24 protein-coding genes and 3 pseudogenes are annotated in these 23,132 nt (G+C 70.8%); 13 read left to right on the top strand and 14 right to left on the bottom strand.

Features of this window, described 5'->3' with window-relative positions; all coding sequences use genetic code 11:
• Positions 1–114 precede the first annotated feature (114 nt).
• From FPZ47_RS05475 to FPZ47_RS05490, 4 genes are read left to right on the top strand one after another with little or no spacing between them, the layout of a single operon-like run.
• A complete protein-coding gene (locus FPZ47_RS05475) occupies positions 115–1,314 on the top strand; it encodes an acyl-CoA dehydrogenase (RefSeq protein ID WP_144950480.1) in 1,200 nt (399 codons plus the stop codon).
• Between the two features lie 14 nt (positions 1,315–1,328).
• Positions 1,329–2,474 carry an acyl-CoA dehydrogenase family protein gene (locus FPZ47_RS05480; RefSeq protein WP_144950478.1) on the top strand — a complete coding sequence of 382 codons (1,146 nt, stop codon included), beginning with the start codon at positions 1,329–1,331 and terminating at the stop codon, positions 2,472–2,474.
• Positions 2,474–3,121, top strand: a complete 648-nt coding sequence (locus tag FPZ47_RS05485) for a TetR/AcrR family transcriptional regulator (RefSeq protein ID WP_144950476.1) — start codon at positions 2,474–2,476, stop codon at positions 3,119–3,121. Before FPZ47_RS05480 ends, FPZ47_RS05485 begins: the two co-directional genes overlap by 1 nt.
• A complete protein-coding gene (locus FPZ47_RS05490; RefSeq protein WP_144950474.1) occupies positions 3,121–3,714 on the top strand; it encodes a hypothetical protein in 594 nt (197 codons plus the stop codon). Before FPZ47_RS05485 ends, FPZ47_RS05490 begins: the two co-directional genes overlap by 1 nt.
• A 131-nt stretch (positions 3,715–3,845) precedes the next feature.
• On the opposite strand, the gene FPZ47_RS05495 is transcribed toward FPZ47_RS05490, so the two are convergent.
• The 3 genes and pseudogenes from FPZ47_RS05495 to FPZ47_RS05505 form a co-directional block, all read right to left on the bottom strand.
• Positions 3,846–4,253: a type II toxin-antitoxin system VapC family toxin gene (locus FPZ47_RS05495; RefSeq protein ID WP_144950472.1), complete on the bottom strand. Its 408-nt coding sequence runs from the start codon at positions 4,251–4,253 to the stop codon at positions 3,846–3,848.
• Between the two features lie 10 nt (positions 4,254–4,263).
• Complete coding sequence (locus FPZ47_RS05500) at positions 4,264–4,494, bottom strand: FitA-like ribbon-helix-helix domain-containing protein (protein ID WP_144950470.1); 231 nt, start codon at positions 4,492–4,494, stop codon at positions 4,264–4,266.
• A 77-nt stretch (positions 4,495–4,571) separates the two neighbouring features.
• A pseudogene (locus FPZ47_RS05505) lies at positions 4,572–5,318 on the bottom strand (IS256 family transposase); the annotation flags it as partial.
• Positions 5,319–5,678: 360 nt separating this feature from the next.
• On the opposite strand from FPZ47_RS05505, the gene FPZ47_RS05510 reads away from it, so the two are divergent.
• From FPZ47_RS05510 to FPZ47_RS05520, 3 genes are all read left to right on the top strand, one after another.
• Positions 5,679–5,864, top strand: coding sequence for a type II toxin-antitoxin system HicA family toxin (locus FPZ47_RS05510; protein ID WP_246133345.1), 186 nt, complete (start codon positions 5,679–5,681; stop codon positions 5,862–5,864).
• Positions 5,861–6,247 carry a HicB family toxin-antitoxin system gene (locus FPZ47_RS05515; protein ID WP_144950468.1) on the top strand — a complete coding sequence of 129 codons (387 nt, stop codon included), beginning with the start codon at positions 5,861–5,863 and terminating at the stop codon, positions 6,245–6,247. Before FPZ47_RS05510 ends, FPZ47_RS05515 begins: the two co-directional genes overlap by 4 nt.
• 150 nt (positions 6,248–6,397) lie before the next feature.
• Positions 6,398–7,783: an NAD(P)/FAD-dependent oxidoreductase gene (locus FPZ47_RS05520; protein ID WP_144950466.1), complete on the top strand. Its 1,386-nt coding sequence runs from the start codon at positions 6,398–6,400 to the stop codon at positions 7,781–7,783.
• Between the two features lie 4 nt (positions 7,784–7,787).
• Here the strand turns inward: FPZ47_RS05520 and FPZ47_RS05525 are convergent, their stop codons facing one another.
• The 5 genes from FPZ47_RS05525 to ubiE all read right to left on the bottom strand — a co-directional run bounded on the left by FPZ47_RS05525 (position 7,788) and on the right by ubiE (position 12,424).
• Complete coding sequence (locus FPZ47_RS05525) at positions 7,788–8,183, bottom strand: rhodanese-like domain-containing protein (protein ID WP_144950464.1); 396 nt, start codon at positions 8,181–8,183, stop codon at positions 7,788–7,790.
• Positions 8,180–9,475, bottom strand: coding sequence for a formate-dependent phosphoribosylglycinamide formyltransferase (gene purT / locus FPZ47_RS05530; RefSeq protein ID WP_246133344.1), 1,296 nt, complete (start codon positions 9,473–9,475; stop codon positions 8,180–8,182). The genes FPZ47_RS05525 and purT overlap by 4 nt, the downstream gene beginning before the upstream one ends.
• A gap of 44 nt (positions 9,476–9,519) precedes the next feature.
• On the bottom strand, positions 9,520–10,164 hold the full coding sequence (locus tag FPZ47_RS05535; RefSeq protein ID WP_144950462.1) for a PaaI family thioesterase: 645 nt from the start codon (positions 10,162–10,164) through the stop codon (positions 9,520–9,522).
• Positions 10,161–11,459, bottom strand: coding sequence for an adenylosuccinate synthase (locus FPZ47_RS05540; RefSeq protein WP_144950460.1), 1,299 nt, complete (start codon positions 11,457–11,459; stop codon positions 10,161–10,163). Before FPZ47_RS05540 ends, FPZ47_RS05535 begins: the two co-directional genes overlap by 4 nt.
• Before the next feature lie 236 nt (positions 11,460–11,695).
• Positions 11,696–12,424 (bottom strand): bifunctional demethylmenaquinone methyltransferase/2-methoxy-6-polyprenyl-1,4-benzoquinol methylase UbiE, encoded by a 729-nt coding sequence (ubiE, locus tag FPZ47_RS05545; RefSeq protein ID WP_210419838.1) that lies wholly within the window; start codon positions 12,422–12,424, stop codon positions 11,696–11,698.
• Between the two features lie 158 nt (positions 12,425–12,582).
• Between ubiE and FPZ47_RS05550 the strand changes: the two genes are divergently transcribed.
• Positions 12,583–13,227 (top strand): peptidase M50, encoded by a 645-nt coding sequence (locus FPZ47_RS05550; protein WP_425461759.1) that lies wholly within the window; start codon positions 12,583–12,585, stop codon positions 13,225–13,227.
• 9 nt (positions 13,228–13,236) lie between these two features.
• Complete coding sequence (locus tag FPZ47_RS05555; protein WP_144950453.1) at positions 13,237–14,019, top strand: site-2 protease family protein; 783 nt, start codon at positions 13,237–13,239, stop codon at positions 14,017–14,019.
• Between the two features lie 17 nt (positions 14,020–14,036).
• Here FPZ47_RS05555 and FPZ47_RS05560 read toward each other — a convergent pair whose 3' ends face one another.
• A complete protein-coding gene (locus tag FPZ47_RS05560; RefSeq protein ID WP_144950451.1) occupies positions 14,037–14,450 on the bottom strand; it encodes a DUF3151 domain-containing protein in 414 nt (137 codons plus the stop codon).
• A gap of 108 nt (positions 14,451–14,558) precedes the next feature.
• Here FPZ47_RS05560 and FPZ47_RS05565 point away from each other — a divergent pair, with 108 nt between their 5' ends.
• Complete coding sequence (locus FPZ47_RS05565) at positions 14,559–15,356, top strand: Rv0361 family membrane protein (protein ID WP_144950449.1); 798 nt, start codon at positions 14,559–14,561, stop codon at positions 15,354–15,356.
• A 78-nt stretch (positions 15,357–15,434) separates the two neighbouring features.
• On the top strand, positions 15,435–16,121 hold the full coding sequence (locus tag FPZ47_RS05570; protein WP_144950447.1) for a VTT domain-containing protein: 687 nt from the start codon (positions 15,435–15,437) through the stop codon (positions 16,119–16,121).
• A gap of 10 nt (positions 16,122–16,131) precedes the next feature.
• On the opposite strand, the gene FPZ47_RS05575 is transcribed toward FPZ47_RS05570, so the two are convergent.
• Positions 16,132–17,271: a glycoside hydrolase family 76 protein gene (locus FPZ47_RS05575; RefSeq protein WP_144950445.1), complete on the bottom strand. Its 1,140-nt coding sequence runs from the start codon at positions 17,269–17,271 to the stop codon at positions 16,132–16,134.
• 48 nt (positions 17,272–17,319) lie between these two features.
• Between FPZ47_RS05575 and FPZ47_RS05580 the strand changes: the two genes are divergently transcribed.
• Positions 17,320–18,729 (top strand): ethanolamine ammonia-lyase subunit EutB, encoded by a 1,410-nt coding sequence (locus FPZ47_RS05580; protein ID WP_144950443.1) that lies wholly within the window; start codon positions 17,320–17,322, stop codon positions 18,727–18,729.
• Positions 18,726–19,448, top strand: a pseudogene (gene eutC, locus FPZ47_RS05585) (ethanolamine ammonia-lyase subunit EutC); the annotation flags it as partial. The gene FPZ47_RS05580 and the pseudogene eutC, both read left to right, overlap by 4 nt.
• Here the strand turns inward: eutC and FPZ47_RS30410 are convergent.
• The 4 genes and pseudogenes from FPZ47_RS30410 to FPZ47_RS05605 form a co-directional block, all read right to left on the bottom strand.
• Entirely contained in the window at positions 19,432–20,649 is a 1,218-nt protein-coding gene (locus FPZ47_RS30410; protein WP_342781065.1) for a vWA domain-containing protein, read from the bottom strand. The pseudogene eutC and the gene FPZ47_RS30410 overlap by 17 nt on opposite strands.
• Before the next feature lie 7 nt (positions 20,650–20,656).
• Positions 20,657–21,304 (bottom strand): SRPBCC family protein, encoded by a 648-nt coding sequence (locus tag FPZ47_RS05595; protein ID WP_144950439.1) that lies wholly within the window; start codon positions 21,302–21,304, stop codon positions 20,657–20,659.
• A gap of 13 nt (positions 21,305–21,317) precedes the next feature.
• Positions 21,318–22,214, bottom strand: coding sequence for an AAA family ATPase (locus FPZ47_RS05600; protein ID WP_144950438.1), 897 nt, complete (start codon positions 22,212–22,214; stop codon positions 21,318–21,320).
• 173 nt (positions 22,215–22,387) lie between these two features.
• Positions 22,388–23,131: pseudogene (locus FPZ47_RS05605) on the bottom strand (XdhC family protein); the annotation flags it as partial.
• Between the last annotated feature and the right edge of the window lies 1 nt (position 23,132).

Genomic DNA, 23,132 nt, shown 5'->3' on the forward strand with positions numbered 1-23,132 from the left:
CCTGCAGATCTCATGCTGGACATCAACCGCGTCAAGCGAGCAGGGCAGTGACCTGGTGGCACCTCGGGTGCATCAACCTTCATCCAGAAGCGATGACCTCAGGAAGGTAGTCCAGTGAGCACGAGCACACCGCCCCCCTTCGACCGCGCCGACCCGCTGTCCCTGGACGCCTCGCTGTCCAGCGACGAGATCGCGCTGCGCGACACCGTAAGGAAGTTCTGCGCCGAGCACGTCACCCCCTATGTCGCCGACTGGTTCGAGGCCGGCGACCTGCCCGTCGCGCGGGAGCTGGCCAAGCAGTTCGGCGCACTCGGCCTGCTCGGGATGCACCTGGACGGCTACGGGTGCGGCGGGGCCTCGGCCGTGCACTACGGCCTGGCCTGCACCGAACTGGAGGCCGCCGACTCCGGCGTCCGGTCGATGGTGTCCGTGCAGGGCTCGCTGGCAATGTTCGCGATCTGGAAGTTCGGCTCGCAGGAGCACAAGCAACAGTGGCTGCCCGGCATGGCCGCCGGCGAGCTGCTCGGCTGCTTCGGGCTGACCGAGCCCGACGCCGGGTCCGATCCGGCCGCCATGAAAACCCGTGCGCGCCGGGACGGCTCGGATTGGGTGCTCAACGGGCGCAAGATGTGGATCACCAACGGCTCGATCGCCGACGTCGCGATCGTGTGGGCCGCCACCGACGACGGCGAATCCCCCGGGATTCGGGGCTTTGTGGTCCCCACCGACACCCCAGGGTTCGTCGCCAACACCATCCACCACAAGCTGTCGCTGCGGGCATCGATCACCAGCGAGCTGGTGCTCGACGACGTCCGGTTGCCCGCCGACGCGATGCTGCCCGAGGTCAAGGGACTGCGCGGCCCGCTGTCGTGCCTGTCCGAGGCGCGCTACGGGATCATCTGGGGATCGATGGGTGCGGCGCGCTCGGCGTGGCAGTCCGCCCTCGACTACGCCACGCAGCGCACCCAGTTCGGCCGACCGATCGCCGGATTCCAGCTGACCCAGGCCAAACTCGCCGACATGGCGCTCGAGCTGCACAAGGGGCAGCTGCTCTCGCTGCACCTGGGCCGCCTGAAGGACGCCGTCGGGCTGCGCCCCGAGCAGGTCAGTTTCGGCAAGCTCAACAACACCCGCGAGGCGATCAAGATCTGCCGGACCGCGCGGACCATCCTGGGAGGCAACGGAATCTCGCTGGAGTACCCGGTGATCCGGCACATGGTCAACCTCGAATCGGTGCTGACCTACGAGGGCACCGCCGAGATGCATCAGCTCGTCCTGGGCCAGGCCTTCACCGGCAGCGACGCCTTCCGCTGACGTCGAGCACCGGCATGTCACGCCTGGAATACACCCCCGAGCACCACCAGTTCCGCGAGCTGGTCCGCGATTTCGTGCGTCAGACCGTCGTGCCCAACCACGAGCGCTGGGAGCGCGCCGGCCAATGGGACCGGTCGCTGTTCGTCGAAGCCGGAAAGCTTGGGCTGCTGGGCTTTTCGGTGCCCGAACGGTTCGGGGGCCCGGGCGTCGACGACTTCCGCTACAACGCGATCGTCATCGACGAGTTGCAGCGGGCCGGGGCGGCGGCCGAGTCGATCGCCGTCACGCTGCAGAACGACATCGTGCTGCCCTACCTGACCGACCTGACCACACCCGAGCAGCAGCAACGCTGGCTGCCCGGGGTGGTGACCGGGCAGACCGTGCTCGGGATCGCGATGACCGAACCCGGCGTCGGCAGCGACCTGGCAGGGATTCGGACGTCGGCGACCCGCGACGGAGACTGCTACGTCGTCAACGGCGCCAAGACGTTCATCTCCAACGGGCAGTGCGGCGACCTGTTCGTCATCGCGGTGCGCACCTCACCGGATCGGCACCAGGGTCTGTCGCTGCTGGTGGTGGACGCGGACACCCCCGGCTTCTGCCGTGGCCGCAACCTGGAGAAGATCGGCCTGCACGCCCAGGACACCAGCGAGCTGACCTTCACCGACATGCGGGTGCCGGTGGACAACCTGCTCGGGGAAGAGGGCAGGGGCTTCTACCAGTTGGTGGGGAACCTGCCGCAGGAGCGGCTCGCGCTGGGGGTGGGTGCGGTGGCCGCCGCCGAAGCCGTCCTGGCCGAGACGCTGGACTACGTGCGCGGCCGCACGGCGTTCGGCGCACCGATCTCCAGCTTCCAGCACAGCCAGTTCGTGCTCGCCGAGCTGGCGACCGAAATCGACATCGCCCGAACGTTTCTCGACGACTGCCTGGCCGAGCACCTGGAGGGCAGGCTGACCGCCGCGCGGGCCGCGAAGCTGAAATGGTGGACCACCGACCTGCAGGTGCGCACCGCCGACCGCTGCCTGCAGTTGCACGGCGGATACGGCTACATGCGCGAGTACGCGGTGTCGCGCGCATTCGTCGACGCCCGCATCCAGACGATCTACGGCGGCACCAACGAGATCATGAAGACGATCATCGCCAAGGATCTGGGGATCTAGTGGTGATCGGCCACGGCGAGCTACCCGTCGAGGAGGCGGTGCGCGCGGTCCGCGCCAGCTCCCGGCGCCGCCAGGTGCTCGATGCCGCGGTCACCGTCATGGGCCGCAACGGCTTTCACCGGATGTCCATGCAGGATCTGGCCCGCGAGGCCAAGGTCAGCGTCGGCCTGATCTACACGTACTTCGGCGGCAAGGAAGACCTGCTGCTGGCCACGATCGTGCGGATCCTCGATGCGTTCCGCGACCAGCTGGCACCGGTGATGGCCGCGGCCGGCGACGACGTCGTCGCCCGGCTGACCGCGGGGATCCGCCGCTACGTCGAGATCGTCGACGAGAACCTCGACGGGGTGGTGCTGACCTACCGGGAGAGCCGCACGCTGGGGCCCGCCGGGCGCGCGCAGATCAAGGAGCTCGAGATCGCCAGTGCCGCACCGCTGCGCGCGGCCATCGAGGACGGGATCGCCCGGGGGGTGTTCCGCGACGTCGACGTCGACCTCACCGTGTTCGACATCGTGCTGATCGCCCACGGCTGGGCGCTCAAACATTGGCACTTCGGGCCGATCTACACCGTCGACGAATACATCCGGCGGCAAACCCGCCACGTGCTCAACGCCCTGCTCGCCGAGGGGGCACAATCGTGGGCGTGATGAGCCCTTCGACCGTTTCACTTGTGGCCGCGTCCCTGGTCCTGGCGGCCGTCGCCGGGCCGCCCGCGGCGGCCGCCGATCCCGCCGCCGCCCTGCCGCCGCTGACCTCCGGCGGCGGGTCGATCATCGGCGGCGGCACCAACGCCGGGGTCGCCCAGCAGCTGATCGACCTCGCCGACCCCGACATCCAACAGGGCGACGGCACCGATGCCGCCAACTTCATCAACGCCGCCGCCTCGGTCACCAACGAGCAGCTCGCGGCTCCGTTCGCCCTGCTGCGGCGGGGGTTGTCCTGCCAGAAGGACAATGCCGGGTTCGGGGCGCGCGCCTACCGCCGCAAGGACGGCCAGTGGGGCGGAGCGATGCTGGTCGCCGCCAAGAGCGTCGACAGCCTCAAGCAGTGCGTCATGACCAACTGGCGCCGGGCCAGCGCGGGTGGAGAACACGCGATGTGCAACGGCAGTTGGGAGACCCCGACCAACGGCGACCTGCGCAAGGTCGAGACCTACCACATCCTGCTCGCCGGCACCTCCGCGGACTTCTGTGTCGACCTCAACGACAAGCTGAAGAACAACGCCCGCGGGTGGCCGTGAGCAAGAAGGGCCGTGAGCCGGAAGGGCCGGGGGGTGCCGCCAGGCGTCGGGGGCGTCGTAGGGCCCGCTTTGCCCACGCGTCACCGTGGCGGTGCCGCGCCTGGGGCCGATGTCCACGACCTGCGGCTGAGTTAGTAGAGCACGGTGATGGCGACGGGGATACCGAGCTGATCGGTGGCGCTGGCCAAGCGCCTGTCGACGGTGATCATCGCGGCCGAACGTTCCACGGCCACAGCGACATACAGGCCGTCGTAGATCGCCATGTTGTGCCGCCAGGCCCAGGCGGTGCGCAGGAGCAGTGCGTCAGGGAGCACGTATTCGATGGCGAGTGCGGCGGCGGTATCGGCGGCGGCCTCGGCGTCCTCGCGCTTCAATTGCTCGCGCAACACGGCTTTGTGCAGGGTGCGTAGCACCTCGCCCGGCATGTGGGCCGGTGCGAGCCAGCCGTCGTCGCCGTTCAGGGCTGCGCGTGCCGCGTCGCCCTGGGGAGTGCCGCTGGTGAGCGCCAACACCAGCACGCCTGCGTCCACCACGATCACGGGCGAAAACTCACCCGTCGCGGTCGGCGCGGATGACGGCCGCCACTTCCTCGGCTGTCATGGTGAGGCTGCGACGACTCGCCAATGCCTCCAGGAGCTGCCGGTTGCGTTGAGCCTGGTACTCCCGTTCCAACAGTGATCGCAGATACGCCTGGGTGGATTGGCCGCGCGCCTCGGCGCGGGCGGCCAGTGCGTCGCGAACTTCTTCAGGGACATCCTTGATCTGGATCGCGACTGCCATAGCGACACGCTATCACATGCGCATGACATGCACATGTTCTCCATGCCCGCGGTCGACTCCTACCACGTTCACGCACAATGCTCGGCGGGATATTTGTAGAACTCCAGAAGCACGTCGGCGTCGTCGACTATCTTGGTGACCGCTTTGGGGTACTTGGCGCCGTAGTCGACCTCGAAGGCCTTGATCGCGACCCGGGCCTTGTCGATGTCCTCGGCGTTGCAGATCTCCCGCGTCGCCGCCAAAGCACCCGAATGTTCTGACTTCGGAAGCGCGGCACGGACATTGGCCTGCTTGTGGAACCAGCACCGCTGCTCGCGGGTGTCGGGGAACACCTCGCGCATCGCTTTCCAGAACCCCGGCGCTCCGTCGCCGACGGCCAGCACCGGGGCGGTAATCCCGCGGCGGCGGCATCCTCGGAGTAGATCAGCCCACGACTCGGTCGACTCCCGGTAGCCGTCGGTGAGCGCGACGAGCTCCTTGCGGCCGTCGGACCGGACCCCGATCATCACCAGCAAGCACAGCTTCTCCTGCTCGGGGCGAACCTTGAGGTGGATGCCGTCGACCCACAGCTAGACGTAGTCGGTGCTCGACAGATCACGGTCGTGGAATGTCCTGGCCTCGTCCTGCCACTGCGAGGTCGGTCGGGTGATCGTCGTGGCCGACAACCCGGCACCGGAGCCCAGTAACCGCTCCAGCGCAGGACCGAAATCGCTGGTCGACAGACCGTGCAGGTACAGCAACGGCAGTACCTCGGCCATCTGTGGGGACTTGCGTGCCCACGCCGGCCGGACCGCCGACGAGAACCGCTGCCGCTCAACGGAATCAGGATTGCCGACTATCCATATAACCAATCAATGTAATTGGTTGCGGCACGGTGAATTACTACGGTTGGCGGTGGGCTCCAGACCTCCGCTTGAATCCGGTGAAAGCCATGCCTGGCGTCGGTCACCCTATCCTCTGCGCCGAAGACGGTTGATCACCCGCCCCGGCACTGCCCGAACGGCCGCGTCCACCGAGCCTGCCGAGCGCTCGTCGAACACCAGCCATGCGCACCGCGGTACTCGTGCGACCCCTACGGCCCGGGCTCCTGACCAGCGATGTTTTCTGTCTAGTCCGCTTGACTAGCTTCTGTCTAGCCAGCTAGACTATTCTCGTGGTCAGCGAAGAACCAACCCGCGCCCATCATCAGACGGCTTCGCAAAGCAGGCTTCGCCCGCACCGACGCAGAAGGCAGCCACGCCAAGTGGATTCACCCGCTAGGCCCATGGGTCAGCATCCCGGACGGTCACCGCACCATCTCCCCGGGCGTTGTCCGCCAAGTCGACAAAGCCATCGCCGAAGCCGAAGAACTAACCAGGGAGCGGAAATGAAACGCGAATACATGATCGAAATCGAGCGGGACGGCCGCTGGTGGATGGTTCACATCCCCGAACTCGAAGGCCTCACCCAAGCGCGGCGTCTCTCCGAAGCCGAATTGATGGCCCGCGAATGGATTGCAGTCAGCACCGGCACGCCTATCGCCGATGTTGCCGTGCACGTCACGAGCATCACCGTGCCTGACATGGGTAACGTTCAACGCAGCGCCGAAGAACTCATCTTCATGCGCGATGAAGCCGCCCAGGCCGTCAAGAAGGCCCAAAACATGGCCGCAGGCTTCGTGCGTGAACTGACCGCCGCGGGAATTCCGGTGCGCGACGCCGGTGAACTCCTCCACCTATCACCACAACGAATCAGCCAACTAGCCAACACGTAAAGGCGTTACCGGCCTGACCGCGCGCAGCCGCCCACCGAACATGGGTTCGCGTATCTCACCCGGGCACGACAACCCGCCGCCGCCGGCGTCGTACGGTAGTAGTGCGCCGCAAACGGCCAGCACCAGCACCGGCAACCAGAGGGGACGAGTATGTCGCGCCACCGCGTCGTCATCATCGGGAGCGGCTTCGGCGGGCTGACGGCGGCCAGGTCGCTCAAACGCGTGCCCAGGGGAAGCCAGGTCGAGATCACCCTGGTCTCCAAGACGACGACCCACCTGTTCCAGCCGCTGCTGTATCAGGTCGCCACCGGCATCCTGTCGGAGGGCGACATCGCGCCGACGACCCGCCTGGTCCTGCGCAAGCAGCAGAACGTCCGGGTGTTGTGGGGCGAGGTCAGCGCGATCGACCTCACGGCCAAGACGGTGACGTCACATCTGATGGGCATCCAGACGGTGACGCCCTACGACAGCCTGATCGTGGCCGCCGGTGCCCAGCAGTCCTATTTCGGCCACGACGAGTACGCCGCGTTCGCGCCCGGCATGAAAACCATCGACGACGCCCTCGAGCTCAGGGGCCGCATCCTGGGCGCGTTCGAGGCGGCCGAGGTCGCCACCGACCCCGCCGAGCGGCAGCGGCGCCTGACCTTCGTGGTGGTCGGCGCCGGACCCACCGGCGTCGAGCTGGCCGGCGAGATCGTCCAGCTCGCCGAACGCACCCTGGCCGGGGCGTTTCGCACCATCAAGCCCAGCGACTGCCGGGTCATCCTGCTCGACGCCGCCCCCGCGGTGTTGCCCCCGATGGGCGAGAAGCTGGGTCTCATCGCGCAGCGCCGGCTGGAGAAGATGGACGTCGAGATCCAGCTCAACGCGATGGTGACCGCGGTCGACTACATGGGCATCACGATCAAGGAGAAGGACGGCGGCGAGCGGCGCATCGAATGCGCCTGCAAGGTGTGGGCGGCCGGCGTGCAGGCCAGCCCGCTGGGCAAGATGATCGCCGACCAGTCCGACGGCACCGAAACCGACCGCGCCGGAAGGGTGCTCGTCGAGCCCGACCTCACCGTCAAGGGCCACCCGCACGTGTTCGTCGTGGGCGACCTGATGTCGGTGCCCGGCGTGCCCGGCATGGCCCAGGCCGCAATCCAGGGGGCGCAGTACGCGGCCACGATCATCAGGCATGCGGTCAAGGGCACCGACGACCCGGCCACGCGGCAGCCGTTCGGCTATCGCGACAAGGGCTCCATGGCGCTCGTCTCGCGCTACAGCGCCGTCGCGAAAGTCGGCAAGCTCGAGTTCGGCGGCTTCATCGCCTGGCTGGCGTGGCTGCTGTTGCACCTGTATTACCTTGTGGGGTATCGCAATCGCATGGCCGCGTTGTTCGCCTGGGGGATCTCGTTCCTGGGCCGGACCCGCGGCCAGATGGCCATCACGAGCCAGATGATCTACGCGCGGCCGCTGGTGAACTGGGTGGGACAGCAGGCCGGAACACTGGCGGCGGCCGAAAGCGCCGACGCGGCCGAACGCCGGGCCGGCTGACGCCTCAGAATTCCTTGCAGGGCAAACCCGTTGCCCGCCAGCCCGCGTTGACGTGGCCTTCGAAGCCGTCCAGCACGTTGTAGGCCGGGGTGATGCCCGACTCGGTCGCGACGTGGGCCGCGGCGACGGAGCGGCCGCCGGAGCGGCACAGGAACACCACGGGCCGCTCACGCCCGGCGGCCGCGATCCGGTCCCGCAGTTCGGTGACGAAGTTCTCGTTGACCCGGCCGTCGGACGCGTGCCACTCGAGGCAGATCACGTCGCGGCCCAGGCTCGACAGGTCGGGCACCCCGACGACGCGCCATTCGGCGTCGGTGCGCACGTCGACCAGCACCGCATCGGGGTTGTCGCTGAGTATCTTCCACGCCTGCTGCGGCGTGATGTCTCCGGCGTAGCTCATCGGCCCGAGTCTGGCACATGCGCCCGGCCGGCGACCTCGCGGGCGCGCTCGCGCGCGGCCGCGACGTCCGGTGCCGTGGCCAGCGCCACCCACGACCCGGCCCGCGATCCCGGGCCGACCAGGCGTGCGTCGCTTTCGGGCACGCCGAGCGCGTGCGCCAGCGCGCCCGCACCCGGCAGCCCGGCACCGGGGCTCATCACCCGCGCGGCGCCCGGCGACGTCATCATCGTGTCCACCGGCAGGCCCAGGATCGCGCGCGCCTGCAGCTCGAACGCCGAGAGCCGCTGGCTGCGCAGCGTCACCCAGGCGCTCTCGCGCGGGCACGCGGTGACGTCGGCGAAGTACACCTCGTCGCCGTGGACCATCAGCTCGACGCCGAACACCCCGCACCCGCCCAGCGCCTTGACGATCCGCGCGGCGATCGACCTGGCGGCGTCCAGCGCGGCCGGGGTCAGCTGCTGCGGCTGCCAGCACTCCAGCACGTCGGCCTCGGCGCGGCTGTGACCGATCGGTGAGCAGAACTCGATCTGCTCACCGATCGGCCCCCGGCTGCTCACCGCGAGCAGGGTGACGAAACAGTCGACGTCGACCAGCGTTTCGGCCAGCACCCGGTACTGCCCCTCCCCCGCCGGCGTCCCTACTGGCTTCCCGACGATGCCCTGCCATACGGCCTCCAGGTCATGGCGCTTGGTGACGACGGACTGCCCGCGCCCGGGCGCTCCGGCCACCGGCTTGACCAGCAACGGCAGGCCGGCATGGGCGGCCACCGCCTCGAGTTCGCCGACCGACCCGACGAACCAGAACGGCGCGGTGGGCAGGCCCAGCTCGTCGGCGGCGAGCCGACGCAGCCGCTCCGGGGCACCGGTGAGCCCGACGGCGCGGGCGCCGGGCACCAGCTCGGTGCCCTCCAGGGACTCGAGGGCCTGACCGGCGACGGCGCCGGTCGCGGTCACCACGAAGTCCGGCCGCAACCGTCCGACGGCCTCCGACAGCGCGGCGGGGTCGCCCAGCGTGAGGACCAGCGACTGGTCGGCGACGGCGTGCGCGGGCCCGCCGTGGTCCTCGTCGCCGACGACCACCTCCGCGCCGAGGCGCCGCAACGCGATCGTCAACTCCTGGCCGGGCGCACCGGAACCCAGCAGCAGCACGCGGGGCCTCTCGGGTTCGGCGGCTTCGCCGGCTCGGGCGCCGGGATCCGCCCCCGCGACCGGGGGGGTCAACTCGATGGCGGTCGTCTTGCCGTCGGGGTCGTCGGGTTCTTGCTGTCCTTCATCAGTCACGCCGTCGGTCACCGCTCAAGGATAGGTGCGCGCCGCGCGAGCGCGGCGGACCCGATTCAGGGCTGGCCGGGCAGCAGCCGCACCATCAGGCCGTTCGCCTCGGCCAGCACCGTGTCCTCGCCGTCGACCAGCTCCGCGGACACGAACCCCTTGCGCCCCTCCGTGGCGGTCAGGCGGCCGCGCACGGCCAGCGGGACATCGATCGGGGTGACCTTGCGGTAGTCGACGTGCAGGAAGGCGGTGCGGCTGATCGGCCGGGCCGCGGCGTGCGAGACCATGCCGAACATGTGGTCGAACAGCAGCGGCAGCACACCGCCGTGCACCGCGCGGTTGCCGCCGACGTGAAACCTGCTGAAATACCCGGTCATTTCGACCCCGTCGGGGCCGTAGCGCGTCAGCGTCCACGGCGGCAGCAGCAGGCTGCCCATGCCCGGCAGGTCCGGTGTCCGCCCCGCCGGCGCCTTGCCCTCGCCGGCCTCGAACGGGGCCAGCAGTTCCACCAGCGCCGCGACGCGGCCGGCCGCCTCGTTCCAGACGTCGTCACCGGGGTCCGCCGACAACGCGAGATCCTGCAACCGGCGCATGTCCGCCACGAACCGGCCGAACCCGGGGCCCGGGCTGGCCGGGCCGTACTCCGGAAAGCCGCCGTGGTGCTCGTATTCGGGATCGAGGTCCTTGGGATCCGGTTCGGTGGCCGTCACGCGCGGGCCGCCAGGATGTCCCGGCGCACGATCGTCTGCTCCCGGCCCGGCCCGACACCGATGCACGAAACATAGGCTCCGGCAAGCTCTTCCAGCCGCGACACGTAGTCACGCGCCCTGACCGGCAACTCGTCGAACTCGCGTGCCGACGAGATGTCCTCCCACCAGCCGGGCAGCTCCTCGTAGATCGGTTCGGCGCGGGCCAGGTCGCTCTGGGTCATCGGCATGTCGTGGGTGCGCTTGCCGTCGAGCCGATAGCCGACGCACACCGGCACCGTGTCCAGGCTGGAGAGCACGTCGAGCTTGGTCAGGAAGTAGTCGGTGATGCCGTTGACGCGGGTGGCGTAGCGGGCGATGACGGCGTCGAACCAGCCGCAGCGGCGGCGGCGTCCGGTGGTGACACCGAACTCGCCGCCGGTCTTGGTCAGGTATTCGCCGTTCGCGTCGAACAACTCGGTGGGGAACGGGCCCGACCCCACCCGGGTGGTGTAGGCCTTGAGGATCCCCAGCACGGTGGTGATCCGCGTCGGTCCGATGCCCGAGCCCACGGCCGCGCCGCCGGCGGTCGGATTCGACGACGTCACATAGGGATAGGTGCCGTGGTCGACGTCGAGCAGGGTGCCCTGCGAGCCCTCCAGCAACACCGTCTCGCCGGCCTCCAGCGCGTTGTTGAGCAGCAGCCGGGTGTCGGCGATGCGGTGCCGGAAGCCGTCGGCCTGCTCCAGCAGCGCATCGACCACCTGATGCGCGTCGAGCGCCTTGCGGTTGTAGATCTTGACCAGGATCTGGTTTTTCAGCTCCAGGGCGGCCTCGACCTTGTGGGTCAACAGCTCCGGGTCGAGCACGTCGGCCACCCGGATGCCCATGCGTGCGATCTTGTCCTGGTAGCACGGCCCGATGCCGCGGCCGGTGGTGCCGATCTTCTTGCTGCCCATGTAGCGCTCGGTCACCTTGTCGATCGCGACGTGGTAGGGCAGCAGCAGATGCGCATCGGCCGAGATCAGCAGCCTGGAGGTGTCGACGCCGCGGTCCTGCAGGCCCTCGAGCTCGTCGAGCAGGACGCCGGGATCGACCACCACACCGTTGCCGATGACGTTGGTGACGCCGGGCGTCAGCACGCCCGACGGGATCAGGTGCAGCGCGAAGTTCTCGCCGGTCGGCAACACGACCGTGTGACCGGCGTTGTTGCCCCCCTGATAGCGCACCACCCACTGCACGCGTCCACCGAGCAGGTCAGTGGCCTTCCCTTTGCCCTCGTCGCCCCACTGGGCTCCGATGAGGACGATTGCCGGCATGACATGCTCCCACCTGGTCTCGCCTGCTGTTTGTGTCACTGCCGGGAAAGGCAGTGTACCTACAAGCGCCGCACCGGTTTTCGTTTCGGTGCCGCCGTTCGTGCAGTGACCGCGCCGCAACGCCCCGGGTTTGCCGCCGCACAACCCGCGCGCAGGCCCTTCGCGATGCTTACTGCACTCACGCAGGTGATCCTAAAACGTCGACGGTTGTGTGAGGGGAACCGGCTTCGGCGCGGCTACCGTCCGCCGGCCTCGCGGGAGCCGAGATGCACCGTTGCGAACCCGGTGCTCAGCGAAATGTAGCGGGCGTCGCCGAAACCCGCGTCCCGCATCGCCTCGCGCAGCTCCTCCCGCGACATCCAGGTACGGATCGAGTCGGACGTGTAATGGTGGGCGTCGCGGTGCCAGGCAAAGAGCCAGCCCACCGCGGGCATCACGCCGAAGTAGAGCGCGTCGTGCAGGGCTTTGAGACTCTTCGAGGTCGGCGTGCTGAAATCGAGCACCATCAACCGGCCGCCCGGCCGCAGCACGCGCCGGAACTCGCGCAGCGCCCGGCCGCGGTCGGCGACGTTGCGCAGCCCGAAACCGATGGTGACCACGTCGAACGACTCATCAGGGAACGGCAGGTCCATGGCGTCGGCCTCCTGGAAGTCGACGGTCCCGCGCCGCCGGCCCCGGGCGACGTCGAGCATCGCCGCGCAGGAGTCGACGCCCACGACCCGGCCTTGCGGCCCCACCGCCGCCGCCGCCGCGAACGCCAGATCACCCGTCCCGGTCGCGACGTCCAGCACGCGTTCGCCGGGCCGGACGGCGCAGAGTTTCATGGCCTGCCGCTTCCACACGCGGTGCAACCCGAGCGTCCACGCGTCGGTCATCACGTCGTAGCGCTTCGCCAGCGCCGCAAACAGTTCCTTGACGTAGCTGCTCTTGGCCTGGTCCGACTCGTTCCATCGCCGTGTGACCATCGCCAGCCTCCGCATGAATACCAGAAACGCTCGCGAAATCTACCACGGCGGCGCCGCGGGCGGCGGTCCGGCCCCGGCTGGGACGTTTGGTAGTTTCCGGGGAGAATCCGCGGGCCGGTTCTTCCGGGCGGGCAGCCGAGAAAGTCATGACGGGGCCGGTGAGAGGGAACAGCGAGACGCCCGCGGCGGCGGTGTTGCTGTTCGGCGGGCGCCGGGTCCCGCGACCGCTGCGCGGCCTGCCCCTGCTGCGCCCCGGGGGCCGGGCCGACCTGGACGCGGCCGTCGGACCGTACCGCCGGCTGGTGGTGGTCGGCGCCGACGCCGACCTGGCCGCACTGCTGACCGGGCTGCTGCGCGCGGACCGGCTCGACGTCGAGGTGGCCTACGTGCCGCGCCGGCGCACCGCGGCGACCCGCGCCTACCGGCTGCCGTCCGGGCGCCGCGCGGCGCGGCGCGCCCGGCGCGCATCCGCGGCCAGGGTGCCCCTGATCCGCGACGACGCCGGGTGGGCCATCGTCGGCCGGGCGCACTGGCTGCCGGCCGACGGAAAGGCGCTGCACGGGGAGGCGGTGGTCGACGACACCGGGCTGTTCGACGGCGGGGTGGCCGGCTGCCGCATCGAGCCGACGGGGGCGTTGCCCGGCCTGCGCGCCCGGGTCCGGGGCCGCCGGTGGGTCACCGGGCGCGCGGCCCAGCTGGGCTGCACCGGCGTCACCGTGGTGCGCGACGGCGTGCCCGCGCCCCGCCCGGCCCGGCGATCGACGTTCTACCGCAACGTCGAGGGCTGGCTCGCCGTCCGATAGTTTCGACCGGTGAGCTTTCCCGCACGGCCGCACGAGTCGGTGCGCCCCAGCCCCATCTTCCTGGCCCTGCTCGCGGTGACGGCGGCCGGCGGCGCGCTGGCCTGGCTGGCCGGGTCCGGCGTGCGACCGCTGTCCTACGTCGGGGTGTTCGTCTTCGTGGTCGCCGGGTGGCTGGTGTCGTTGTGCCTGCACGAGTTCGGGCACGCGCTGACCGCCTGGCGGTTCGGCGACCACGACGCCGCCGTGCGCGGCTACCTCACGCTGGATCCGCGGCGCTACAGCCATCCCGCGCTGTCGCTGGTCCTGCCGATGGTGATCATCCTGCTGGGCGGCATCGGCCTGCCGGGCGCCGCGGTGTACCTGCGGACGTGGTTCATGACGCCGGCCCGCCGCACCCTGGTCAGCCTGGCGGGACCGGCGGCCAACCTGCTGCTGGCGGTGCTGCTGCTGACCGTGGTCCGGCTGTTCTTCGACCCGGCCCACGCGGTGCTGTGGGCCGGCGTGGCCTTCCTGGCGTTCCTGCAGCTGACCGCGCTGGTGCTGAACCTGCTGCCGATCCCGGGCCTGGACGGGTACGACGCCCTGGAACCGCATCTGAGCCCCGAGACGCAGCGCGCGGTGGCACCGGCCAAGCAGTACGGCTATTTCGTCCTGCTGTTCCTGCTGTTTGCGCCGGGCCTGAACCGCTGGTTCTTCGGGATGGTGCTCTGGTTGTTCGACTTGTCCGGCGTGCCGCACGTGCTGGTGGCGTGGGGCGACTCGCTGACCCGGTTCTGGAGCGCCTGGTTCTAAGCGCCTGGTTCCAGGGGCTAGAGCCCGACCGCCCCGCGGGCCGCGGGGTCGCAGTCGTCGAGCAGATCCAGGCAGCGGGCGTACTCGCCGGTCTCGCCGATGGCGTCGGCGGCGCGCGCCAGCGCCGCCACGCACCGCAGGAAGCCGCGATTGGGCTCGTGGGAGTAGGGCACCGGGCCGAAACCCTTCCAGCCGTTGCGGCGCAACTGGTCCAGGCCCCGGTGGTAGCCGGTGCGGGCGTAGGCGTAGGCCGTGACGGCCTTGTCCTCGGCCAGCGCCTCCTCGGCCAGCGTCGCCCAGGCCACCGACGCCGTCGGATGGGCGGCGGCGACGATGCTCGGGTTCTCCCCGGCGAGCAGTTCGGCTTCGGCTGCACTGTCCCCCGGCAGCAGGATCGGATCAGGCCCCAGAAGATCACCCATCGACGTCATGGGCCCATTGTGCCGTTTCCCGTTTACGCGCGCCTCGGCCGTGACGCCAACCGGGATGCCGGGTCGCTAAGCTCCCAACTATCCACTCGTAGGAGGACAGCAGCGCTCATGGTCAATCCGCCCGAGCCCGACCGCGAGCACCCGGTGGAACCCGGCGACGAAGCAACCGAGAGCTACCCGGTGGTGCCCGACGACACCGAGACCGAGACCGTCGTGATGAACAAGGCCGAGCGGGCCGATCCCCCCGAGGCCGACCCCGATGCCCAGCAGCGCGAACGCCGCTTCACCGCGCCCGGATTCGACGCCAAAGCCACCACCGTCATGCCCGCCACCCCCGAACCCGCCACGGAGGTTTTCGCCTCACAGCGCGGGGACCCGACGGGACAGTCGAGACAGTCCCCGAAAGGGGCTGTGCCACAATCGATCCCGCCGCGCCTCGGTGCGAAGTTGCGGACGTCCCCGAACGTCAACTGGGGCTGGGTGCTGGCGCTGGTGGTGCTCGTGCTGGCCCTGGCGGCGATCGCGATCCTGGGCACCGTGCTGCTGACCCGCGGAAAGCACTCGAAAGCCTCGCAGGAAGACCAGGTTCGGCACACCATCGAGACCTTCGACGCCGCGGTGCAGCGGGGCGACCTGACGGCGCTGCGCACGCTCACGTGCGGGACGACGCGCGACGGCTACGTCGACTTCGACGAGCACGAGTGGGCCGAGACCTACCGCCGCGTCTCGGCCGCCCGGCAGTATCCCGTCATCGCCAGCATCGACCAGGTCGTCGTCAACGGCCCGCACGCCGAGGCCAACGTCACCACCTTCATGGCTTATGACCCCCACCTCCGCTCGACACGCAGCCTGGACCTGCAGTACCGCGACGACCAGTGGAAGGTCTGCCAGTCCGCCAGCGGCTAGCCCGGTGACCCGGCACTTCCCGGACTTGGCGCCCGGCTTGGCGGCCCGTGGCGGGCGGCGCCGGTATGTTGAGACATCGTGAGCACAGCGGTGACGGCCCTGCCCGACATCCTCGACCCGATGTATTGGCTGGGCGCCGGCGGCGTTTTCGGCTCGGCCGTGCTGCCCGGGATCCTGGTCATCGTCTTCATCGAGACCGGGCTGCTGTTCCCGCTGCTGCCCGGCGAGTCGCTGCTGTTCACCGGCGGGTTGCTGGCCGCGCATCCCCACCCGCCGGTGGACATCTGGGTGCTGGCGCCGTGCGTCGCGCTGGTCGCCGTGCTCGGCGACCAGACCGGGTACTTCATCGGGCGCCGCATCGGTCCGGCGCTGTTCAAGAAGGAAGATTCGCGGTTCTTCAAACGGCACTACGTGACCGAGTCGCACGCGTTCTTCGAGAAGTACGGCGCCTGGGCGGTCATCCTGGCCCGGTTCGCGCCGTTCGTGCGGACGTTCGTCCCGGTGATCGCCGGGGTGTCCTACATGCGCTACCCGGTGTTTTTGGGCTTCGACATCGTCGGCGGCATCGCCTGGGGCGGGGGTGCGACGCTGGCGGGCTACTTCCTGGGCAACGTGCCGTTCGTCCACCAGAACCTCGAGAAGATCATCCTGGCCATCCTGGTCGTCTCGCTGATGCCGGCGTTCATCGCCGCCTGGCGCGGCTACCGGGGACGGCGGCGCGGTGCGCAGGAGAGCCGCAAGCAGATCACGGTCCGCGACCGGTAGTCCGGCCCCCTCACCCGCCGGCCGCGGGCACGGCGGTGACACTGCAGGCGGCCTCCATCAGCATCCACCCCGACAGCTGCACCGACAGGTCCCGTTCGGCGACCCCCGAACCGCTCACGGCGCCGTCGACCAACCCCGCCCGGGCGCCGGCCCCGGGCCCCGGAGTGGGGATTTCCGCGTCGCGGTCCCAGGACGCGCCGAACAGCGGCAGCCCGTCGACCGTTTGGCGGTAGTCCCACGCCGACCTGGCCGAGGACAGCACGATCCGGCGGGCGGTGTCGCGGGCCGCGGCGTCGTCGGCCGAGTCGCCCGGCAGCGCGGCGGCCACCAGCGCGAGGTAGCGGGCGGTGATGCCGGCGAACAGGCCGCCGTCCCCGCCGCCGGAGCCCCGCAGCACCCCCGACGGTGCCATCTGCTCGCCGACCGCGGCGACCAGGCGATGCACCCGCGGCGCGTGCCGGTCGTCGTGGGTGCGCGCGGCGAGCTCGGTTTCCAGCCCGAGCACGACGCCCTGGCAGTAGGTGTACTGCGCGCGGACCAGCGAGCCGGCCTTGACGCCGTCGAACACCAGGTGGGTCTCCGGGTCGATCAGGGTGTCCTCGATCCAGTCGGCCATCTGCTGGGCCCGCCGCAGCCGGTGCCCGTGGCTGTCCGGGTAGCGGGCCAGGAAGAGCCCGGCCGGGCCGTTGGCCGGGGCGTTGAAGAACTGGTCCTGCTTGCGCCACGGGATGCCCCCGCCGTCCTCGGGCACCCAGGCCTTGACGAACTGGTCGGCGAGGGTGGGCAGTGCGCGCCGGCGCTGCACGCCGGCGATCCGCGCGGCGCGCTCCAGGGCCAGCGCCAGCCACGCCATGTCGTCGTAGTAGCTGTTGGTCCACGAAAAGTTGTTGCGCAGCCGGTGGCTTCGGACCTGCCGGTTGATCCGGGTGCGCCGTTGCGGCTGCGGGTCGCGCAGCTGCGCGTCGAGGAGGCAGTCCAGCAGATGGGCCTGCCACCAGTAGTGCCAGCTGCCGAACAGCCGGTCGCGCCGCGTCGGCGGCCAGCCCACCACCCCCAGCTGGGTGCCCGGCAGCGCCCACAACCGCCTCAGGTGCCGTTGCACCACAGCGGCTTCGGAGGTGGCCGCCCGGTTGACCCATAGCTGATCCATACCTGCCGATCCTGCCTCATCGCGCAGGCGTGACCTACTGTTCTGCAGATGGGCTACCGGCAAACCGTTTCGGGGACCACCTACACCTTCGACGGGCTCGTCGACGTGCTGGCGAAGGCGACGCCCCTGCGTTCCGGCGACCAGCTCGCCGGGTGCGCCGCCGGCTCCGACGCCGAACGCGCCGCGGCCGCGTGGGTGCTCGCCGACATCCCGCTGGCAGCGTTTTTGTCCGACCTGGTCGTGCCGTACGAGACCGACGAGGTCACCCGGCTCATCGTCGACGGCCACGATCGCGAGGCGTTTCGCCCGATCGCCCACCTGACGGTCGGCGACTTCCGGGACTGGTTGCTGGACAACGCTTCCCGCGGTGACGCCGCAGTGCGGCTCGCCGCCGTCGGCCCCGGGCTCACCCCCGAGATGGTGGCCGCGGTGTCCAAGATCATGCGCAACCAGGACCTGATCCTGGTCGCCGCCGCCGCGACCGCGACCGCGGCCTTCCGGACCACCATCGGACTGCCGCGCCGGCTGGCCACCCGGCTGCAACCCAACCACCCCACCGACGACCCCCGCGGGATCGCCGCCGCGCTGCTCGACGGCCTGCTGCTGGGCTGCGGTGACGCGGTGATCGGCGTCAACCCCGCGACCGACTCGCCGGCCGCGGCCTCGGACCTGCTGCATCTGCTGGACGACATCCGCGAGCGGTTCGCGATTCCGGTGCAGTCGTGCGTGCTGTGCCACGTGACGACCACGATGGGTCTGATCGACCGCGGAGCTCCGGTCGACCTCGTCTTCCAGTCCATCGCGGGCACCGAGGGCGCCAACGCCGCTTTCGGCACCTCCCTGGCGATGCTGGCGGAGGCCGACGAGGCGGCCCGCTCGCTGCACCGCGGCACGGTCGGCGACAACGTGATGTATCTGGAGACGGGGCAGGGTTCGGCCCTGTCGGCCGGGGCCCACCTCGGGGTGGGCGGCAAACCGGTCGACCAGCAGACGCTGGAGGCACGCGCCTACGCGGTGGCCCGGGCGCTGCGGCCGCTGCTGGTCGACAGCGTGGTGGGGTTCATCGGGCCGGAGTACCTCTACGACGGCAAGCAGATCATCCGCGCCGGGCTCGAGGACAACTTCTGCGGGAAACTGCTCGGCCTGCCGATGGGCGTCGACGTCTGCTACACCAACCACGCCGAGGCCGACCAGGACGACATGGACACGCTGCTGACCCTGCTGGGCGTGGCGGGCACCGCGTTCGTCATCGCCGTGCCCGGCGCCGACGACGTCATGCTCGGCTATCAGAGCCTGTCGTTCCACGACGCGCTGTACGTGCGACAGGCGTTGGGGTTGCGCCCCGCCCCCGAATTCGAGGCCTGGCTGGCCGGCCTGGGCATGGCCGACGCCGAGGGCCACATCCTGCCCGTCGACCTCGCGACGTCGCCGCTGCGGGAACTGGCGGCCGGCCGATGAACGACCCGTGGGCGCCGCTGCGGGCCGCCACGCGGGCGCGGATCGGGCTCGGGCGGGCGGGCAACTCGCTGCCCACCCGGCGAGTCCTGGAGTTCCGGGCCGCGCACGCCGCGGCGCGCGACGCCGTGCACGACCCGCTCGACGTCGACGGCCTCGTCCGGCAGCTGCACGGCATCGCCGTCAACTGGGGCGTCGGCGAGCCGCTGCGGGTGCGCAGCAGGGCGGCCTCGCGCGACGAATACCTGCGCCGGCCCGACCTCGGCCGCAGCCCGGGCGACCTGTCGGGTCTGCCGAACACCAAGGCGGACCTCGGTTTCGTCCTCGCCGACGGGCTCTCGCCGCGCGCCCTGACCGCGCACGCCGCGGGCGTCATCGAGGCGCTGCTGCGCGAGTTCGGCGGCCGCTACCGCATCGCCCCGCCGGTCGTCGCGACGCAGGCCCGCGTCGCGCTCGGCGACCACATCGGTCAAGCGCTGGGCGTCGCAACGGTTCTCGTGCTCATCGGTGAGCGCCCGGGCCTCTCGGTCGCCGACAGCCTGGGCATCTACCTGACGCACCGACCGGCGCCCGGCCGTACCGACGCGGACCGCAACTGCATCTCCAACGTCCATCCGCCCGACGGCCGCGACTACGCGAGCGCCGCGGCGATCGCGGCCGCGCTCGTCGCCGGGGCCCGCGAACTCGGCCACTCGGGCGTCGCCCTCAAAGACACAACGCGAGCAGCAACCGGCGCAGCCCGGTCAGTGAGTGCGCCGGCAGGAACAGGTCGCAGTATGGCAGCGCCGCCGCCATCGAACCCGCCAGCGGCTCGAAGCCGGCCTGCGCCGCGCGCGGATTGAGCCAGGCCACCACGGCGGCGCGGCGACGCAGCCGGGCCATGGCGTGCGCGAGGACGTCGGGGGGATCGGCGTCCCAACCGTCGGAGGCGACGATCACCACCGCCCCGCGCAGCGCGTTGCCGTGCCCCGAAAGGCCGGGCGCCAGCAGGGCGGCGACGCTGCGGCCGACGAACGTGCCGCCGTAGCGGTCGGTGACCGTCGCGTTGGCCCGCTGCAGCGCCACCTCGGCCGAGCGGTGCGACAACACCGCGGTGAGCCGGGTCAGCGACGTCGAGAACGCGAACACCTCCGGGCGGATCCCGGCCCGGCCCACGCCCCGCCCCTTCGCCAGGGCCCGCATCAGGTGCAGATACATCGCCGCGTAGGGCTGCATCGAGCGGCTCACGTCGCAGATCAGGACGACCCGGCGGGGCCTGCGCCGCGGCCGGGTGCGCGCCAGGGTGACCGCCTCGAAGCCGGTCTTGCGTGACGCGTTCATCGTGGCGCGCAGGTCGATGCGCTTGCCGGCGGCGCGGGGTTCGAACCGCATGCTGCGCCGCCGCGGCCAGCGCACGGCCGTCTCCTCGATCCAGGCGCCCAGCAACCGCAGGTCGTGCGCGTCGAAGCGGTCGAACGGTTCGTCGGCGCGCGCGGCGATGCGGCTGGGCAGGACCTCGGGCACCAGGACGTGCGCGCCGCCGGGGTCGTCGTCGGCGCCGCGCGTTGCGGTGCGCGTCACCCAGGGCAGGCCCGCCGCGGCGCCGGGCCGGGCGTCGGCGGCCCGCGCGGTGCCGTCGGTGCGCATAGCAATCGGCTGTGCGGCAAGAGAACTCGTGTCGGGTTCGGCGTCGCCAGCGCCGAACACCGCCGCGAAGACCGCGTCGAAGGCGCCCAGGTCCTCGGCCCGGTTGACCAGCGTCAGCCGGGCCGACCAATACAGCGAGGACCCGGTGCGGGTGCCCAGCAGCCGCAGCGCCTGCACGAAACTCGCCTGGCCGTCGGCCGATACGTGCACCCCGGAGCCGCGCAGCCGCGCCACCACGGCGGCCGCGAAGGCCGCCAGGTCGACGCCCCGCAACAGCGCCGGGGGAACCGTGCCCATGGCGGCGCTAACGCCTCCGGCGCAGCACCCAGATCAGCACCAGCACGGCCAGCACCGCCAGGCCCACCGCACCGTACTTCTTGAGCTGGTCGCCGCCGGCCAGGTCCAGCAGGTCGATGGGCTCGGGCTCGGCGGCGGGAGCGGCGGGGCGGGGGCCGGCGACCGGCGCGGTCGCACCGTTGCCCGGCGGCGCCGCCGGCGCGGGCGCGTTCTCGGCGGCCAGCTTGGCCTCCAGCGACTCCACGAACTGGCCCAGCAGCTTCTCCGACACCTGCTGCAGCATCCCGCTGCCGAACTGGGCCAGCTTGCCGACGATCTTCAGGTCGGTGTCCACGGTGACGCCGGTGCGGTCGCCCTCCTGGTGCAGCTGGGCGGTGACCGTGGCGGCCGCGTTGCCGGTGCCCCGCATCTCCTTGGCCCTGGCGTCGATGACCGCGCGGTACTGGCCGCGGTCCTGCTCCACGAAGCGCACCTTGCCGTTGAACTCGCTGGTCACCGGGCCGACCTTGACCTTGACCTTGCCGGAGTACTCCTCGCCCTCGTGGCCGGTGAGCGCGGCCCCCGGCATCAGCGGGATCACCTGCTCCAGGTCGCACAGCACGTCCCACGCCTTGTCGATGGGCGCGCTGACGGTGAACCGGTTGGCGATCTTCATGCTGCGGGTCCTCTCAGGTAAGGCTGCACTCGGTGAAAGTTCGGTACGCGTCCCGAATCAGGGTACGGTCGTCCGGCGTCTTGGCCAGCGCCCCCAGGCTGGTCAGGCCCGACTCGACGGTGTCGGGCGCGGCCAGGTCCGCCACGCCCAGGGCGACCAGCGCGGCGACCCAGTCGATGGTCTCGGCCACTCCGGGTGGCTTGTCCAGATCGAGTTCCCGTGCGGTGCCGACAAACTGGGCGGCACGTTCGATCAGTGCGGCGGTGGCCCCGGGCACCGTGCGCCGCACGATCGCGGCGGCGCGGGCCGGCTCCGGATAGTCGATCCAGTGGTACAGGCAGCGGCGGCGCAGCGCGTCGTGCAGGTCGCGGCTGCGGTTGGACGTGAGCACCGCGATGGGTGGGCGCTCGGCGGCGAAGGTGCCCAGCTCGGGCACCGTCACCGAGGCCTCGCCGAGGAACTCCAGCAGCAGCGCCTCGAATTCGTCGTCGGCGCGGTCTATTTCGTCGATCAACAGCACCGGTGGCCGCGGCCCGCGGTGCCGCACGCAGCGCAGGATGGGCCGGTCCACCAGATAGGTCTCGGTATAGAGATCCCCTTCGTCGATCCCCTTGCCGCTCGCCTCGGAAAGCCGGATGGACAGCAGCTGGCGCTGGTAGTTCCAGTCGTAGAGGGCCTCGTTCGCCGTCAGGCCCTCATAACACTGCAGCCGGACCAGCGGGGTGTCCAGCACCGCGGCAAGGGTTTTCGCGGCGGTGGTCTTGCCGACGCCGGGCTCCCCCTCCAGCAGCAGCGGCCGGCCCAGCGTGACCGCCAGATAGATCGCCGACGCGGTCCCGGTGTCGAGCAGGTAGTCCCGCGCGTCGAACCGGCCGACGACGTCACCGGGGCTTTCGAAGATCGCCGTCATGCGCCGGCGTGACCCGCGGCGAACGCGGCGCGGCATCCCGGGCCGCAGAACCAGTAGTCCGCATCCGCGACGCGCAGGTGCTCGGCGGCGGGTCCGGCCAACACCGTCATGCCGCAGACCGGGTCGATGGCCTCCGGCGCGGTGCGGACCGCCGCCGGCTGCAGAACCGGGACGCCGGCGCCGCGGATGCCGGCGATCAGCTCGGCCGCGATCGACACCGCGATCTCCGCGGGCGTCTTGGCGCCGATCGGCAGACCGACCGGGGTGTGCACCCGCGCCCGCTCGTCCCGGGACAGGTCGAGCGAGTCCAGGATCGCGGCGCCGCGCACCCTGCTGGCCACCAGCCCGATGTAGCCGACGCCGCGATCGAGGGCGGCGCGGATGATCTCGGCCTCCGGGCCGCCGTGGCTGGCGATCACCACCGCGGTCGGCACGGCGGTGCCGTCGGCCGGGTCGACGTCGGCGTCGGCGCGCGCGTCGTACCCCAGCACCGTGCACACCCGCACCAGCGCGTCGGCGATCGGCGTGGCGCCGTGGACGCGGACCAGCGGGGCCGGCAGCTGGGGCGCCAGGAAGATCTCCAGCGACCCGCCGGACAGGCAGGGGTTGACGACCACGCACGCCCCGGGCGCCTCGGGGAAGTGCACATCGCCGTCGGGAAGCACCCGCAGCAGCACGCTTTCGTTCGTCTGCAGCGCGCCCAGCGCCGCCTTGCGCACCGAGTTCTGCGCGCACTGGCCGCCGACGAAACCCTCGATCGTGCCGTCCGCCAGCAGGATCGCCTCGTCACCGGGGTATGCGGACGCGGGCGGCTGCGCCCGGACCACCGTCGCGCGCACGAACGGCGTCCGCGTCGCGAGCAGCTGCTGAACTCGTTCGCTGATCGCGCTCTGCTTGATGGCGCCACTCCTGCACATC

Origin of the sequence: Mycobacterium helveticum (assembly GCF_007714205.1) — a bacterium.
GTDB classification, from domain to species: domain Bacteria; phylum Actinomycetota; class Actinomycetes; order Mycobacteriales; family Mycobacteriaceae; genus Mycobacterium; species Mycobacterium helveticum.

Excerpts from the sequence above, each read along its gene's own strand:
- FPZ47_RS05600 (WP_144950438.1), bottom strand. The coding sequence starts at position 22,214 with ATGACGGCGATCTTCGAAAGCCCCGGTGACGTCGTCGGCCGGTTCGAC.
- FPZ47_RS05595 (WP_144950439.1), bottom strand. The coding sequence starts at position 21,304 with ATGAAGATCGCCAACCGGTTCACCGTCAGCGCGCCCATCGACAAGGCG.
- FPZ47_RS05525 (WP_144950464.1), bottom strand. The coding sequence starts at position 8,183 with ATGAGCTACGCCGGAGACATCACGCCGCAGCAGGCGTGGAAGATACTC.
- FPZ47_RS05480 (WP_144950478.1), top strand. The coding sequence starts at position 1,329 with ATGTCACGCCTGGAATACACCCCCGAGCACCACCAGTTCCGCGAGCTG.
- FPZ47_RS05540 (WP_144950460.1), bottom strand. The coding sequence starts at position 11,459 with ATGCCGGCAATCGTCCTCATCGGAGCCCAGTGGGGCGACGAGGGCAAA.
- FPZ47_RS30410 (WP_342781065.1), bottom strand. The coding sequence starts at position 20,649 with ATGGGCACGGTTCCCCCGGCGCTGTTGCGGGGCGTCGACCTGGCGGCC.
- FPZ47_RS05565 (WP_144950449.1), top strand. The coding sequence starts at position 14,559 with ATGGTCAATCCGCCCGAGCCCGACCGCGAGCACCCGGTGGAACCCGGC.
- FPZ47_RS05575 (WP_144950445.1), bottom strand. The coding sequence starts at position 17,271 with ATGGATCAGCTATGGGTCAACCGGGCGGCCACCTCCGAAGCCGCTGTG.
- FPZ47_RS05560 (WP_144950451.1), bottom strand. The coding sequence starts at position 14,450 with ATGACGTCGATGGGTGATCTTCTGGGGCCTGATCCGATCCTGCTGCCG.
- FPZ47_RS05580 (WP_144950443.1), top strand. The coding sequence starts at position 17,320 with ATGGGCTACCGGCAAACCGTTTCGGGGACCACCTACACCTTCGACGGG.
- FPZ47_RS05500 (WP_144950470.1), bottom strand. The coding sequence starts at position 4,494 with ATGGCAGTCGCGATCCAGATCAAGGATGTCCCTGAAGAAGTTCGCGAC.
- FPZ47_RS05520 (WP_144950466.1), top strand. The coding sequence starts at position 6,398 with ATGTCGCGCCACCGCGTCGTCATCATCGGGAGCGGCTTCGGCGGGCTG.
- ubiE (WP_210419838.1), bottom strand. The coding sequence starts at position 12,424 with ATGGTCACACGGCGATGGAACGAGTCGGACCAGGCCAAGAGCAGCTAC.
- FPZ47_RS05490 (WP_144950474.1), top strand. The coding sequence starts at position 3,121 with ATGAGCCCTTCGACCGTTTCACTTGTGGCCGCGTCCCTGGTCCTGGCG.
- FPZ47_RS05515 (WP_144950468.1), top strand. The coding sequence starts at position 5,861 with ATGAAACGCGAATACATGATCGAAATCGAGCGGGACGGCCGCTGGTGG.